This window comes from Microbacterium sp. ZXT2-5 (assembly GCF_055329545.1).
In genome coordinates, this window is record NZ_JBUZWD010000001.1 from 547,708 (window position 1) to 562,355 (window position 14,648).

Here is a 14,648-nt window from a genome sequence, read left to right on the forward strand (position 1 = left end):
TCAGCCGGGGATGCGGACGCGCGCCGGGCCCCGCGACAGGTCGAGGTCGGCCGTGAACCGGCCAGGGCCCGAGACGGTGATCACGTCGCCGTCCCGCGTCGCCTCCGATCCTTCGGCGAGCGAGAGGATGGCCGTCGCGCCGTCGGGCCCCCAGGTCAGCTCCTCCACGACGACACCGCCACGCGCTCGCACGCCCCGGATCGACCCGCTCGGCCAGGACGCCGGGAGCGCGGGCAGCAGGGCCACGTGCCCGGGCTGGGACTGCACCAGCATCTCGATCACGACAGCCGGGAGCCCCCCGCTCGCATCGACGTTGAAGATCGCGTCGCCGTCATGCGTCGACACCGCGTTCGACCTCCAGAAGTCGCGCGCGAGCGATTCGACGCACCGGCGGGCGGCGTCGGCGTCGCCCAGTCGCGCGGCGGCGAGCCCGAGGCCGACCAGGCCGAAGGCCATCTCCATGCGGCCGGTGGGAGCCGCCCAGGGCTTCTCGTCGCGCCACGCGAGCTTCCTCCTGATCGTCTCGAGGGCCGCGGCGCGCAGCTCGGGGGTGTCGGCGGCCTGGTCGTCCTCGTACCAGAACGGGTAGAGCTGCGAGACGTGGCGGTGCCCGATCTCCTCGTCGACGCTCGGGTCGAGCCACTCGGCGAAGGTCCCGTCGGCGGCGACCCGGTAGGGAGCGAGGCGGTCCGCGAACGAGCGCCAGGCGTCACGGTCGACGTCTTCTCCGAGCACGTCGGCGATCCTGGCCCCCACTCGCGCGGCGTCACGGAAGGCCGCCACGTCCATGGTCGCGTCGGCGGCGATCGGAAGCGACCGGTTGCCCGGGGTGTTCTCGGGCGAGTACGACGGGGCCAGGCGCAGCCGGCCGTCGTCGTCCGGGACGGCGACGGCGAGGGCGAACCCCATGACATTGCGGGCCAGCGGCCACGCGTACTCGCGCAGCAGCTCGATGTCGCCGGTCGTGCTGAACTGATCCCAGGCCAGTCGCAGCACCCAGGCGCCGCCGGCCATCCAGTAGAGGTGCGGATACGTGTCGGCGAAATGGCTGCTGTTGCCGTGCGAGTCGAAGCGGGCCGGAAGTAGCCATCCCGGGGCGCCGAAGACGCGGTCGGCGTTGGCCGCGTAGTCGTCGACGTGCCGGAACAGCGCTCGGAGGTACGAGGTGAACAGCTGGGGAGTGCCGGAGAAGACGAGGGATGCCACGCCGCCGTGCTGCACGTTGCCGTTCTGCGTCCAATCGCCCGACCATGCCGGCCGTCGGGTTCCCTGCCAGATGCCCACGAGCGTCGGAGGCAGCACGCCGGTCGAGGAGATGATGGTGTGGCGGCCGGAGGCGAACGCCAGCTCGACCGCCGCGAGCACGCTCTGCGCGTCGCCCGACCTCGCACCGCGCAGCACGTCGTCGTACGAGACGGTGTCGTCGATGCCGCTGCGGAGGTCGAGGGCGCACGCGTCGAAGAGTGCGGCGTGCGACTCGGCGGGGACGGCATCCGCTCCCGCGCGTCCGCCGAAGAGCTCGATCCGGACCGGCAGGGTGACCGGGCGGCCGCCGGGAAGGCGGACGCGCACGCCGCGTTCGACCGGTTCCGCCGCAACGTCCTCCGGCAGCGCGACGGTCAGCCGGGCGTGCCGGGGCGGCCACGGGCTCGGCGGGTTCTGCCGCACGAACGGCAGCAGCCGTTCCTCGTCCACCCGCACGTCGAGCACCAGCTGCGACCCGCTCAACACCGGCACCGTCTGATCGAGATACGCGCCGTAGTCGGTCGACGGGAAGGAGCCTTCCCCCTGCGCGTCCTCACCGAAGCCGAGGGCCAGCACGCCGCTGGCCTCGTGCTGCGACCACAGCTCGATCGCCATGCCTCCCGACGCGCGGTCGGGAACGAGGGCGATGCCGCTGCGGCCGCCTGCCGCGTCGGTCCACTCGACGCCCACACGCCCCGTGGTGAAGTCGCCGCTCCTGCGGTAATCCTCGTGGCCCGCAGCAGCGTCGGGCGTCCAGGACAGCTCGCCGACCGGCACGAACGGGTCCGTCCAGATCATCGAGCCGTCGTACCCGTCCTCGCGGGCGGCGCGGTCGGTGAGCTCGGCGACCGCGCGGGAGTCGCCGGCGAGGGCCGCCGCTCGCACCTCCTCGATGACGGGCGCGATGCGCGGAGCGGCCTTCGCGGAGTTCACGGGGAGGAAGAACTCCTCGTGGCAGAGGTGGATCGCATGGCGCTCCGGCGTCCCCGACAGCACCGCCCCGATCGAGCCGGTGCCCGCGATGAGCCCGTGCTCCCAGTCGTGCCCGATGGATGAACTCCGGAATCCGGTTCTGACCGCCACGCGGCTCTCCTCATTCGATCGTTGGCCAGGTGTCCCGTTCAGCCTAGACGGAATGATCTGATGAATCAGCCGCATCCGATCGCTTCGGCCGCAAGAATCGCCGATCCACGCGGACTTGCCGCCGCTGACGTCTGATCACTGCCGGGTCGCCCAGCGAGCCGTCCGGTAGCTGAACCTCCCTCAGACCGCCAGCTCGCGGATGGTGAGGCCGCGGAACGTCGCCGATCCCTCGTGCGCGTAGAGGCGGATGCCGTCGTCGCCGTCGAGCGGGAAGACCCGGTGCGACTGCACCACACGGCCGTCGCCCACGAAGAACTCGACGCTCGTGCGATCGACGAGGATGCGGACCGTGAGACGCCCCGTCGAGGGATCGATCGGCGTCTGCGATTCGCCGCCGGTCGGATTGATCGTCGGGCGGCGGTTCACGTACGTGAACGGCCCGTTGAGGAAGGCGCCGACGGCGATGTGACGGCCACCGCCGGCGGCGCGGCACACCTCGAAGCCGATGTTGGCGGGCCTCGCCGCCGGGTCCCACACGAGCTCGCACGTCAGGTCGTAAGCGAGCGACCGGACGTCGAGATCATGCGTCCCCGCGACGGTGACGTCGCCGAGGGTGTGGGTCTTCTTCGCATACTGAGCGAGGGCGGCGGTCGGGGTGGAGGCGAGGTAGTAGCCGCCGTCCCCCGCGGCGAGCCTCAGGTCGCGCACGATCATGTCGTCGCCGTTGTAGCCGTCGGTCGCGAGGGTCGGCGTGTTGTGCGGGTAGTCCCAGAAGTTCGCCCATCCGATCGCGCGGCGCAGCGTCGGGTCCTCCGCACCCGACGCGTCGTGGTTCGAGTAGGTCACGGCGCCGTAGAAGTCGAACCCGTAGTCCAGCCAGCGCGGCTCGCCGTGATCGGGGGCGAACGAGGCGCCGTCGAACGCGCCGGTCCAGTACGCGTACGTCGCCGGCAGACCCCGCCCCTTGCCGTTGGCGCTGATGCCGAGGATCCAGTGCGCCGTGCCGTCGTCCGCGGTCATGCGGAAGATGTCGGGGCACTCCAGCAGCCCGAGGTCGGTGCGGACGAACTCGCCGACGCGCTGCCACGAGCGGAGGTTCGCCGAGACGTAGAACCCGATCCGCTGCCCTTCGGCGTTCGCCATGAACCAGCGCCCGCGGTCGGCGTCCCAGATGACCTTCGGGTCGCGGAAGTCGTGCACACCGGGGTTGGGCAGCACGGGGTCGTCGCCGCCGGGGCGGAACGTCTTGCCGCCGTCGGTCGAGTACCAGAGGTACTGCGCCTGCCGGCCGCCGGGTGCCTGCGTCACGAGGGCGATGACCGCGCCCACCCCGTAGCCGGCAGTGTTCTGCTCGTCGATGACGAGGCATCCCGACCAGCAGTCGCCGTTGCCGTTGCTGAACTTCGGAATGGCGATGCCCTGGTCGCGGAACGCCACGTGGTCGCGCGTCGTGGCCCGCCGCCACGCCGTGCCCGCGCCGCCTTCGAGGTAGTCGGCGTTGTACAGGTAGTAGTAGTGGTACTCGCCGTCGATGAAGATCGGCCGCTGCGGGTCGTTCTTCCAGTTGTCGGGAACGCTGACGTGGTACGCGGGGCGCATCCTCATGCGTCCTTTCGAGGTGGTCGTGCCGGGAACGGATGCCGCTTCCGCCGCGGCTGCGGCGGCTCCGCCTCCTCCAGCCAGAGCCAGGGTGCCCGCCAGAGCGGTGACGCCGGCCCCGGCGAAGAGCGCGCGGCGTGAGACTGTCGTCGATTCCTCCATGAATGACCTTTCGTCGTGGCAGCGTCGGCGCTGCCGTGGGTGGTGGTTGCGCGGGAATCTCAGCCGGCGGATGCCATGCGCCACGCCCGCAGCGTGGCTCCGGCGCCGCCGTCGACATCGACCGAGACCTGAAGCGCGTCGGGCCGTGTCGGATACGCGCGCGCGGCGAGCGGGATGCCGTTCGCGAACGCCTCCAGCGCGGAATGGTCGACCACGACGCGCAGGCGCACGGTGTCGCCCTCGAGGCCGACGACACCCGCGAGCGGCTTCGTGTCGACGGTGGTGTCGAGGCTCGACCGTCTCCGATCGAGCGAGAACTCGATCTCGTCGCCGACGCGGCGCAGGCGATAGACGGTGCGCTCCGCGCCGTCCGCCGTCGCGCGGACGGTGAGCTCGACCGAGGCGCCCGCCGGAAGCACGGCCTCGAGTTCGAGGTCGAGCTGGTCTCCGCCGAGTCCCGACCCGGCGACCCCGGCGGCCGGGCCGTCGTAGAGGAGCTCCGCCCGCAGCGCGTCGACCTCGGGCGCCGGCGCCTGGTGCAGCGAGCCGTCGGAGCGCGCGGTCACGACACGCGGCAGCGACATGACGCCGGACCAGCCGGCGGCGACGGCCGCGGCATCCGTCCGCCCTTCCTGCATCCAGCCGAACATGAGCCGCCTGCCGGTCTCGTCGCGCATGGACTGCGGCGCGTAGAAGAATCGCCCGCCGAGGTCGAGGCGGTGCAGCGAGCGGGGCTCGAACCCGTCGCCGCGGTAGGAGCCCGACCAGTACAGCGGGTGGTGCGTCACGCCGTCGTCCCAGGCGGAGAAGACGAGCACGTCCGTGCCGTCGACCGCGAAGAGGTCGACGCACTCCCACATGGTTCCCGTCCAGTCCGGAGCCGTCCGCGCCCGGTCCGCCGTGTCGCCGACGAGGAGCGGGCCGACATAGCGCCACGAGCGCAGGTCGTCGGACTCGTACAGCAGCGCCGTGCCGCCCTCGCCGCGGATGCCGGCCCCGATGATGTGCCGCCATCGCGCCGGACGCGCATCGGTCGCCTCCTCGCGCCACACGCAGTGGTCCCGGTAGGCCACGATGTCCAGGTCCGCCGGCGGTGCCGCGATGACGGGATTGCCGGGCTCCTTCGTCCACTCGACGAGGTCGTCCGACCCGGTGGCGAGGCAGGGCAGCTCGACGCCGCCGTGGCGGCCCGAGTACACCAGCGTGGGCACGCCGCCGTCGTCGACGAACACCCCCGACCAGCAGCCGTCGGCGTCCGGGCCCGCGCTCGGTTCGAGGGCGATCGGCAGGTGCTCCCAGCGCACGAGGTCGGTGCTGCGGGCGTGCCCCCAGTGGATGCGGTCGTGCACGGGCGCGTACGGGTTGTACTGGTAGAAGAGGTGGTACCAGCCGTCGCGCTGGGTGAGGCCGTTGGGGTCGTTGAGCCACCCGGCGGGGGCGACGAAGTGGAACGCCGGCCGGTGCGGGTCGGCGGCGGCGCGCGCGACGAGATCGGGCGCCGCGGATACGGGACTGGTCATCGGTGGCGTGGTCATGCGGCGTCGTTCTCCTGGTCGTCGGCGGGCTGTTCCAGCGCGGTTCCGGGCGCATCGGCGGGCGGGGCGTAGAGGCCGCAGCGCACCCAGTGCTGGGGCGTCTCGCTCAGCCGGTGGAACACCGGCTTCTCGTTCGAGCACTCCTCGTCGGCGACACCCGTCCAGCGGCACTCGGTCGGGCGGAGCACCTCACGGCGCAGGCGGGCCCGCTCGACGGGATCGAACGGCTCCGTGCGCTGCGGGTCGGGCACCGCCGAGATGAGCAGGCGCGTGTAGGGGTGTGCGGGGTTCGCCAGCAGCTCCATCGCGTCGCCGCCTTCGACGAACTCGCCCGCGAACATGACGATGATGCGGTCGGCGAGGTAGCGCGCGGAGGCGAGGTCGTGCGTGATGTACAGCATCGAGATCCCCTGCTCCTCGCAGAGGGTGCGCATGAGGTTGAGCACCCCGATCCGCACCGACACGTCCAGCATCGACGTGGGCTCGTCGGCGAGGATCAGCCGCGGGTTCACAGCGAGCGCGCGGGCGATCGCGATGCGCTGCCGCTGACCGCCGGAGAGCTCGTGCGGGTAGCGGTCGAGCATCTCGGCGGGAAGGCCCACCTTCTGCATCAGCCGCTGCTTGGCGTGCTCCATCGCGTCGCGTCCGGATGCCGCGCCGTGGATGCGCAGCGGACGCTCGAGGAAGTGCCCGACGCGGTGCACCGGGTTCAGCGACCCGAACGGATCCTGGAAGATCATCTGCACGGCCGACCGGTACTCGCGGCTGGCGCGCCGCTTCGAGGCGGCGAGCATGTCTTCGCCCTCGAAGAGGAAGGTGCCCGCCGACGGCTGCTCCAGACGCGCGAGGCATCTGGCGAGCGTGGACTTGCCGCTGCCGGACTCCCCGACCAGCGCGACGATCTCGCCGTGGGCGATGTCGAGGTCGACGCCACCGAGGGCGCGCACCCGCTTGCGGGACAGCGTGCCGCCGATGGTGAACGTCTTCTCGAGTCCCCGAGTGGAGAGCACCGGGGTGTCGTGTCGGTTCATGAGATCGCCTCCGTGATGAGGGACGCGTCGTCGCTGGGCGCGACGAAATGCGTGGGGCCGACCTGCTCCAGATCGGGGATGTCGCGGAACCGCACGCCTTCGCCGAGCCCCTGCAGGCGCGCCCGGGGGCCCGACATGGGCGGGAACGCGTTCATGAGAGCGCGGGTGTACGGATGCCGCGGCGCGGCGAAGATCTCGCCGGCTCGGGCCGTTTCGACGAAGCGCCCCGCGTACATCACCGCCATGCGGTCCGAGAGCTCGACCATCAGCGACATGTCGTGGGTGATGAAGAGGATCGCGAACCCGAGCTCGCGTTGCAGGTCCTTGATCTGCGCCATGATCTCCTGCTGCACGACGACGTCGAGAGCCGTGGTCGGCTCGTCCATGATGAGCAGCGGCGGGCGCAGTGCGGTCGCCATCGCGATGACGACGCGCTGCCGCATCCCGCCCGAGAGCTGGTGCGGGTAGGCGCGCAGCCGTTCACGCGGGATCCCGACGAGGTCGAGCAGCTCGCCAGCCCGCGCAAGCGCGGCCTTCTTCGAGATGCCTTCGTGGGTGGTGAAGATGTCGGCGATCTGGTCGCCCACGGTCATCACCGGGTTGAGCGAGTTCATGGCGCTCTGGAACACCATCGCCACCTGGCGCCAGCGGAAGTCGCGCAGCTCGTCGGCGGTGAGGGCGAGCACGTCGGTGCCGGCGAAGCGGATCGAGCCTCCCGAGATGAGCGCGGGGTCGCGCAGCAGCCGCAGGATCGCGTTGGCGATCGTGGACTTGCCGCAGCCGGACTCGCCGGCGAGGCCGAACACCTCGCGCTCGGCGATCGAGAACGACACCCGGTCGACGGCGCGAACGGTGCGCGCCTCGGTGACGTACTCGACGGAGAGGTCGTCGACCTCGAGCAGCGGAGCGGTCATCGTGCCGCCTCCTTCCGCGGGCGGACGGCGACGCGCGTGGGCGCGTCGGGAGTGGTGCGACGGCGGGGCCGGCGCAGGCGCGGGTTGGTGGTCTCGTCGACGCCGTAGTTGACGAGCGCGAGCGCGAAGGCGACGAGGGCGATGCAGACACCCGGAGGGACGAACACCCACCACGCCCCGGTCAGCAGAGCGCCGTCGTTGCTCGCCCAGTACAGGTTCGTGCCCCAGCTGATGGTGCTGATGTCGCCGAGCCCCAGGAACTCCAGGCCCGCCTGCGCGCCGATGCCGAAGATGACGCACGCGAGGAACGTGCTCATGACGATCGACGCCATGTTCGGCAGCATCTCGCGGAACATGATGCGCAGCCCGCCCTCGCCGGTCACCTGCGCCGCGGCGACGAAGTCCTTGCCGCGGATCGACATGGCCTGCGAGCGCAGCACGCGGGCCGAGCCCGCCCAGCCGGTGATGACCAGCACCAGGATGACGGTGCCGAGGCCCTGCGGCAGGAACGCGGCGAGGATGACGAGCAGCGGCAGACCCGGAAGCAGCAGGAACACGTTCGTCACCAGCGCCAGGATGTTGTCGACCGTGCGACCGAGGTAGGCCGAGGCGAGCCCGACCAGCAGTCCGACGAAGGTGGCGGCGATGCCGACGGTGAACCCGACGAACAGCGACGATCGCGAGCCCCACACGTTGAGGGCGAAGACGTCCTGTCCCTTCGCGGTGGTGCCGAGCCAATGCTCGGCGGACGGCGGCTGAGAGCCGATGCCCTGGATGAGCGTCGGGTCGCCCGGCGCGATGACGGGGGCGAAGACGGCCATGAGTGCGAACACCACCAGGATGATGACGCCGGCGAGGGCCTTCCCGTTGCCGACGAGTCCGCGGACGAGCCCTCCCCCGCCGCGTCGGCGGCGGGGTGGCGGCGCCGCGACGACCTGGCCGTCGGGACCGGGAGGCGAGCCGAGGTCGAGCTCGGCCATGACGCGGGGATCTTGGGCGAGTGACATGTCACACCCTCCGTTCAGCTCACGCGCACGCGCGGGTCGAGGCGCACGTACACGATGTCGACGAGGAAGTTGGCGATCAGCACGGCCGTGGTGATCGTGAGGAAGAGCCCCTGCATGAGGGGGTAGTCGAGGTTCTGCACCGCGGCGAGCAGCGTGTAGCCCACGCCCGGGTAGGCGAAGACGACCTCGGTGAGCAGCGCGCCGCCGACGACGAAGCCGAGCGACATGCCGAACGCGGTGACGGACGGCAGCAGGGCGTTGCGGGCCGCGTACTGCATCATGACGCGGTTCGCACGAAGGCCCTTCGCCTCGGCCATGACGATGTAGTCCTCGGCGTTCGTGGCGATCATGGTGTTGCGCATGCCGAGCATCCAGCCGCCGACCGAGACGAGCACGATCGAGGTGGCAGGCAGGATCAGGTGATAGGCGACGTCGCCGAGGAAGGCGAGCGAGAACTCGGGCACGGTGCCGACCTCGTACGCGTGCCGCAGCGGGAAGGCCTGGAGCGTGACCCCGAAGAGGTACAGCAGCCCCATCGCCAGCCAGAAGTAGGGGAACGAGCCGATGAAGATCAGCACGGGCGGCACGACGGAGTCCAGGATGCCGCCGCGACGCCAGGCGGCGAGGATGCCGAGCACGTTGCCGATGACCACGGCGATGATCAGCGACACGAAGCCGAGCAGCAGCGTCCAGCCGAGCACGCTCGCGATCACGTCGGTCACCGGCGTCGGGAACCGCGAGATCGAGAATCCCATGTTGCCGGTGAAGATCTGCCCCAGGTAGCGCAGGTACTGCTCCCACAGCGGGGCGTCGCTCAGGCCGAACGACTCGCGCAGCGCCTCGATCTGGTCGGGGCGGATCTGCCCCTGCAGCCGCGCGACCATGCGCGAGACCGGGTCGCCGGGCATGAAGCGCGGAAGGAAGAAGTTGAGGGTGATCGACACCCAGAACGCGACGAGGTAGAACCCCAGCCGTCGCAGTATGTAGCCCATGATGCGTCTCCTGGGTCGTCCTGCTGCGCCGCGCGTGCGGCGCAGCAGGACGACGCGATCGGTCAGTCGGTGACGACCGGCTCGAGCGTGGTGAGGACGAGGACCGTCGTGCGCGCGCGCGTCGAGAGCGTCGCGTAGGGGTCGTCCTCGGTCGGCCAGCCGGTGAACCGCTCCGTGCTGGCAGCGCCCCACTCCGGTCCGGGGAAGAGCGGTGCCACCGGTGCGAGCTCGGCGAACAGCGCCTGCAGCTGGTCCATGACCTCGTGCTGGGTGCTCTCGTCGGATGCCGCGGCGAACTGTGCGAGGAGCGCGTCGGCGTCGGCGCTGCCGAAGCGGTGGTAGTTGTCGAACGTCTGCTCGCCCACCGGCTTCACGGTCTCGGTCGACATCACGCCGCGGTAGAACTGGTACGGCGTGGGGGCGCCGGCGCTCCACACGATGCCGGAGTCGAACGTGCCGTTCTCGTACCCGGCGACGACGTCGCCCCAGTCCTTCGCGGCGACCGTGACGGTGACGCCGAGCTCGGCGAGGTTCTGCGAGATGACGTTGCCGACCGACACCCAGTCGCTCGAGGTCGAGCCGACCGAGAAGTCGAAGGCGAACGGCGACCCGTCGGGGAGGACGCGCGTGCCGTCGGGGCCGAGCGTGATGCCCGCGGCATCCAACAGCTCTCCCGCTCCTTCGAGGTCGCGCTCGGTCCACGTGCACGACTCGACGACGGACTCGTCGCGCCACGTGTCGTACCCGCCGCTCAGGCCGGTGCAGTCGGCCGGAGCGGTGTAGCCCTGCATGCCGATCGAGGTGACCTGCTCGCGGTCGACGGCCATCGAGAGCGCCTTGCGCACGTCGGGGTCGTCGAACGGCGCCTTCGTGGTGTTGAACTGCCAGTTGATCATCGATCCGGTCGGCGGGAACCAGTAGAACCGGTGCTCGGGGTCCTTCGCGACGTAGGCCTCGTCGATGTTGGGGATGAACTGCGGCGCCCAGTCGACGTCGCCGTTGGCGGCGGCGAGGTTCGCGCCGTCGTTGCCCGAGAACGCGAGCACGCGGATGCCCTCGATCTGCTGCTTCTCGGGCTGCCAGTACTCGGGGTTCTTGCCCAGGTCGAACGACTGCGCCTGGAAGTTGGTGACCTCGGTGTACGGCCCCGTTCCGACCGGCTCCTCGTTCGCGAACTTCGTCGGGTCGTCCACCTCGTTCCAGATGTGGGCGGGGGCGATGATCTGCTGGCCGATGTCGAGCAGCGCGGGCGAGAACGGCTGGTTGAAGTCGAACTGCACCGTGAGCGGGTCGACCGCGGTGACCGACTCGATGTAGTCGAAGCCGCCGCGCACCTCGCGCTGCAGGTCGAACGACACCACGACGTCTTCGGCCACGAGCGGTTCGCCGTCCGACCAGGTGACGCCGTCGCGGAGGTGGTACGTGATGCCCGTGCTGTCGGGCGCCACCTCCCACTCGGTCGCGAGCCACGGGGTGGTCGAGCCGTCGGCGGGGTTGTAGATGAGCATCGACTCGTAGATGGCCTGATGCGTCATCGGGAAGTCGGGGTTCGCGAACGGGTTGAAGTTGCGGTCGAACGTCCCCATGTCCTCACGGGGGATGGTCAACAGCTGCGACCCGTCGAGCGCGTCGGCGGATTCGCCTCCGCCGGCGCTGCAACCGGACAGCGCGAGCGCCGCCGTCGCCGCCATGGCGGCCGCGACGACCGCCACCTTGCGGTGAAGTGTCATGATGAGGGTGTTCCTTTCTTCTTCGTTGAAGCCGAAGGGGGCTGACGCTCGGCGGTCGGATGTCCAGTCACACCGACGAGCGTTCCAAGAGTGGGCAGTCGACCGTCACGGTTCCCGTGGCGGTCGGCTGACCCGCGATGATCTCGGCGAGGAGTTCCACGCCCAGGGCGCCCATCTTCTCGAAGGGCAGTGCAACCGTCGTCAGACCCGGCCGCAGGTAGCCCGCGATGAGCTCCTGGTTGTCGAATCCGATGACGGCGACGTCGTGGGGGATGCGCAGACCGCGTTCCTTGATCGCGTCGTACGCGCCCATCGCCATGCGGTCGTTCGCGCAGAAGAGGGCGGTGGGAGGGTCGGCGAGGTCGAGAAGAGCGGATGCCGCGTCATAGCCGCCGTGGGCGGTGGCGTGTCCTGAGATCTCGAGCTCGTCGTGGGGGGTGATGCCCGCCTCCTGCAGCACCTCGTGGTAGCCGGTGAGCCGGCCCACGGCCGCGGGGATGTCGGGATCCAGGTTGATGAACCCGATACGGCGGTGCCCCGCGGCGAGCAGGCGCTCGGTCGCGCGGCGTCCGCCGGTGCGCTCGTCGGGGACCACGGCGGGGTACCGGCCCTCGGCGTCGAAGCAGTTGACGAGAACCGTCGGCACCTCGCGGGCGATCTCGGGCAGCACGACCGCGCGGTGCCACGTCGCGGCGTAGATGAGACCTTCGACGCGCTGCTCGAGCAGCCGCTCGATGGCCGCCGTCTCGACGGCCGGGTCGGCCTCGGTCGACGCGATGAGCAGATACTTGTCGTCGACGAGCGCGCGATCCTGGGCGCCCTTGATGATCTCCACGGCGAAGGGTGCGGTCACGATCTCGGTGACGAGGCCGTACCAGTCACTCTGCTTCTTCGCGAGGGCGCGGGCGCCGGCGTTGGGGCGGTAGCCGAGCTCGGCCGCGGCAGCGAGCACGCGGTCGCGCGTGTCCTCGGCGATGCTGACCGAGCGGCGGTCGTTGAGCACGAACGAGACGGCCGAGCGCGAGACGCCGGCGTGACGGGCGACGTCCGCCATGGTCACCGCGCGCCTGGTCGTCTCTGACATGTCGTTCCTTCGTTGGATGCCGCGCGATGGGGTACTAACGCGCGTGAGTTGTGCGTGAGATCGATGCTAACGCGAGTTAGCGGATTCGGCAAGCCGGAGTCGGACATACAAGCACTCGGGTATAAGCGGGAAACGAGTGTGCGGGAAGGAGCGGCGAGGAACGGAGGTCCGGGCCCACTCACCGCGCTCTCGCGGTCGGTGCGGAACACCACCTGTCAGGCGACGCCTTTCGCCTTCCCTTGTCCCGCGAGCGTGAGCACGCTCTGCAGGCCCGCCGGCGTGCCCGGCCAGTGCCGCTCGATCGCTTCGCGTCCGGCGTGCCGGATCGCGAACCGCAAGACGACCGCGACCACGATGGCGTCGTCGGCGTATCCGAGCACGGGGATGAAGTCGGGGACGAGATCGATCGGGAGCAGCAGGTAGCCCAGCAGCCCCAGCAGCCACCACCTCGTTCCTCGCGGAACGGTCGGATCGCCTGCGAGGCGCTTGACCAGCCGGATCACATCCGGCACGAGCCGCAGCATCCCCCTCCAGTCCGCATCGGCTCCCGCGCGACGCTGCTGAATCGACAGCAGAAGCAGAAGCAGCATCCACAGCAGGACGAATCCGCCGACCACGCTCAATATCACGATGAGCCAGTCCGGCACGGATCACCTCCAGGACTTTCAGATCGGCCGCTCCCGCCGATCCCATCCCACCATGCATGCGACTCGCCTCATAGAAGGGTCGGAACACCGGCGCAGGGGCTCACGCGGATCTGGCGCGTCTGAGTTCGTTGAGGAGGAGCCGGTTGGGTTCTCGCCATCGTCGTTGCGGGTCGAGCCAGCCGGGTGGTCGAACCTGTGGCATGCCGTCGATCATGCGGATCTCCCACCCGCTGGTCTCGATGCCGCGGTGGTGGTGCCAGCACAGCAGCACGCCGTTGTCGATCGAGGTCGGGCCGCCGTTGGCCCAGTCGATGACGTGATGCACTTCGCACCAGGCGGCCGGGACGGTGCAGCCGGGGATGATGCAGCCGCCGTCGCGGGCGCCGATCGCCTTTCGCTGCCAGTGGTTGAACACCCGGTCCTCGACGCGCAGCGCCTTGATCGCACCATTGGCCGCGAGGGCGAGTCGGTGGATGGTGCCGTGGCAGCCGACGTGCCGGGCCAACGACGCCGGCACCGGCACCGGACCGTCCGCGCTCTCCACGAACGCCACACCATCCGCCCGGTCGAGGTCTTCCGCGGTCGTCGTCACGATCAGCGTCGGCGCCGCACCCCCCAACGTCGGAGTGCCGGCGGCGGCGGCAGCAGCGGACAGGATCGACGCGAACGCATCGTGCCGCTTCTGGTCGACGGTGCGAGGATCCAGCACACGGTCCTCGGGCGCACCCTCGGGCTCGGCACCGTCAACCGCGGCATCCACGAACCGCGGCCCGCGGTCCTGCGAACGCGGGTTCAGGTGCGCGTCGACGAGCCGGTCGAACTGCGCCGCGACGTCCTCGGTGACATCACCGGAGATCCGGCGCAACCCCCGCCGGGACCGCCGACTGATCCGGATCCCCCGCATCCGCTCCGAGTACTCCTCATCCGGCAACGTGCCGTCAGGATCCAGGAACAACGCCCACGTCGTCGCCATCACCTTCAACTCATGGATCCCGCACCCAGGCGCCGCACCATCCCCGACCGCCGCCCCGACGAGCTCGCACTCGGCGGCCTGAAGCTCATCGACCGAGCACCGGCCCTGCAACGGCCGCAACGCGTCGACGATCGTCGTCAGCGCATCCGCACTGAGCCGCCCCGCCGCCAGCGCAGCCCGGGCATGCTCCAGCGGAGCCGGACGTGACTGCCTCGTCAACGTCACCCGTCCGGTGATCGCCTTCGCATCCCGCAGCCGCGCCCGCGCCGTCCCGGCCGACACCAGCGTCGTCCGTTCCACGAGCTCCTGCGCGGACCCGCACCCGAACAGCGTCGTGATCGCATCCTCGCCGAACTCCGAATCCGCGCGACGCGCCACCTCACCGGCAAGCGCCAAGCGCGCGGCATCCGTGATCCGACCCAGCCGTTCGACAACACCCAGCGCCGCGACCAACTCACGATGCGACAACGCCCGCTGCGCCTCGCCGCGCAGCGCCGACCCGAGCACGTCGCCGAGCGCATCGGCGACGCCGGTCAGGTCGGCGAGTGGGAAGTTCATACCCGTCATTCTGGCGAGGGGTTCCGACATCGAGGGCACCGTAAACCCCAGGTCAAGCGCGCTTCTGTGGATAACTCGCAACACGCCG

The 14,648-nt window shown here is 70.4% G+C and carries 11 protein-coding genes; all 11 read right to left on the bottom strand.

Annotation, left to right across the window (positions count from 1 at the left end):
* Complete coding sequence (locus ACZBH1_RS02425) at positions 1-2,328, bottom strand: glycosyl hydrolase family 95 catalytic domain-containing protein (RefSeq protein WP_463645378.1); 2,328 nt, start codon at positions 2,326-2,328, stop codon at positions 1-3.
* 180 nt (positions 2,329-2,508) lie between these two features.
* Complete coding sequence (locus ACZBH1_RS02430) at positions 2,509-4,089, bottom strand: glycoside hydrolase family 32 protein (RefSeq protein WP_463645379.1); 1,581 nt, start codon at positions 4,087-4,089, stop codon at positions 2,509-2,511.
* A gap of 59 nt (positions 4,090-4,148) precedes the next feature.
* Complete coding sequence (locus tag ACZBH1_RS02435) at positions 4,149-5,624, bottom strand: glycoside hydrolase family 32 protein (protein ID WP_463645380.1); 1,476 nt, start codon at positions 5,622-5,624, stop codon at positions 4,149-4,151.
* Entirely contained in the window at positions 5,621-6,655 is a 1,035-nt protein-coding gene (locus ACZBH1_RS02440; protein WP_336398244.1) for an ATP-binding cassette domain-containing protein, read from the bottom strand. Before ACZBH1_RS02440 ends, ACZBH1_RS02435 begins: the two co-directional genes overlap by 4 nt.
* A complete protein-coding gene (locus ACZBH1_RS02445) occupies positions 6,652-7,569 on the bottom strand; it encodes an ABC transporter ATP-binding protein (RefSeq protein WP_336398243.1) in 918 nt (305 codons plus the stop codon). Before ACZBH1_RS02445 ends, ACZBH1_RS02440 begins: the two co-directional genes overlap by 4 nt.
* Positions 7,566-8,549 (bottom strand): ABC transporter permease, encoded by a 984-nt coding sequence (locus ACZBH1_RS02450; RefSeq protein WP_463646647.1) that lies wholly within the window; start codon positions 8,547-8,549, stop codon positions 7,566-7,568. Before ACZBH1_RS02450 ends, ACZBH1_RS02445 begins: the two co-directional genes overlap by 4 nt.
* 41 nt (positions 8,550-8,590) lie before the next feature.
* Positions 8,591-9,568, bottom strand: a complete 978-nt coding sequence (locus ACZBH1_RS02455) for an ABC transporter permease (RefSeq protein ID WP_336398241.1) — start codon at positions 9,566-9,568, stop codon at positions 8,591-8,593.
* Between the two features lie 62 nt (positions 9,569-9,630).
* Positions 9,631-11,298, bottom strand: a complete 1,668-nt coding sequence (locus tag ACZBH1_RS02460) for an ABC transporter substrate-binding protein (protein WP_452325431.1) — start codon at positions 11,296-11,298, stop codon at positions 9,631-9,633.
* A 67-nt stretch (positions 11,299-11,365) separates the two neighbouring features.
* Entirely contained in the window at positions 11,366-12,382 is a 1,017-nt protein-coding gene (locus ACZBH1_RS02465; protein ID WP_463645381.1) for a LacI family DNA-binding transcriptional regulator, read from the bottom strand.
* Positions 12,383-12,597: 215 nt separating this feature from the next.
* Positions 12,598-13,029: a YkvA family protein gene (locus ACZBH1_RS02470; protein ID WP_452325433.1), complete on the bottom strand. Its 432-nt coding sequence runs from the start codon at positions 13,027-13,029 to the stop codon at positions 12,598-12,600.
* Between the two features lie 100 nt (positions 13,030-13,129).
* The gene (locus ACZBH1_RS02475; protein ID WP_463645382.1) at positions 13,130-14,590 is read right to left on the bottom strand and encodes an HNH endonuclease signature motif containing protein; all 1,461 of its coding nucleotides are present in this window, start codon (positions 14,588-14,590) and stop codon (positions 13,130-13,132) included.
* Between the last annotated feature and the right edge of the window lie 58 nt (positions 14,591-14,648).

Bases quoted from the DNA above. Each gene is read 5' to 3' on its own strand.
- ACZBH1_RS02430 (WP_463645379.1), bottom strand. From the start codon at position 4,089: ATGGAGGAATCGACGACAGTCTCACGCCGCGCGCTCTTCGCCGGGGCC.
- ACZBH1_RS02435 (WP_463645380.1), bottom strand. From the start codon at position 5,624: ATGACCACGCCACCGATGACCAGTCCCGTATCCGCGGCGCCCGATCTC.
- ACZBH1_RS02440 (WP_336398244.1), bottom strand. From the start codon at position 6,655: ATGAACCGACACGACACCCCGGTGCTCTCCACTCGGGGACTCGAGAAG.
- ACZBH1_RS02445 (WP_336398243.1), bottom strand. From the start codon at position 7,569: ATGACCGCTCCGCTGCTCGAGGTCGACGACCTCTCCGTCGAGTACGTC.
- ACZBH1_RS02450 (WP_463646647.1), bottom strand. From the start codon at position 8,549: ATGGCCGAGCTCGACCTCGGCTCGCCTCCCGGTCCCGACGGCCAGGTC.
- ACZBH1_RS02455 (WP_336398241.1), bottom strand. From the start codon at position 9,568: ATGGGCTACATACTGCGACGGCTGGGGTTCTACCTCGTCGCGTTCTGG.
- ACZBH1_RS02460 (WP_452325431.1), bottom strand. From the start codon at position 11,298: ATGACACTTCACCGCAAGGTGGCGGTCGTCGCGGCCGCCATGGCGGCG.
- ACZBH1_RS02465 (WP_463645381.1), bottom strand. From the start codon at position 12,382: ATGTCAGAGACGACCAGGCGCGCGGTGACCATGGCGGACGTCGCCCGT.
- ACZBH1_RS02475 (WP_463645382.1), bottom strand. From the start codon at position 14,590: ATGTCGGAACCCCTCGCCAGAATGACGGGTATGAACTTCCCACTCGCC.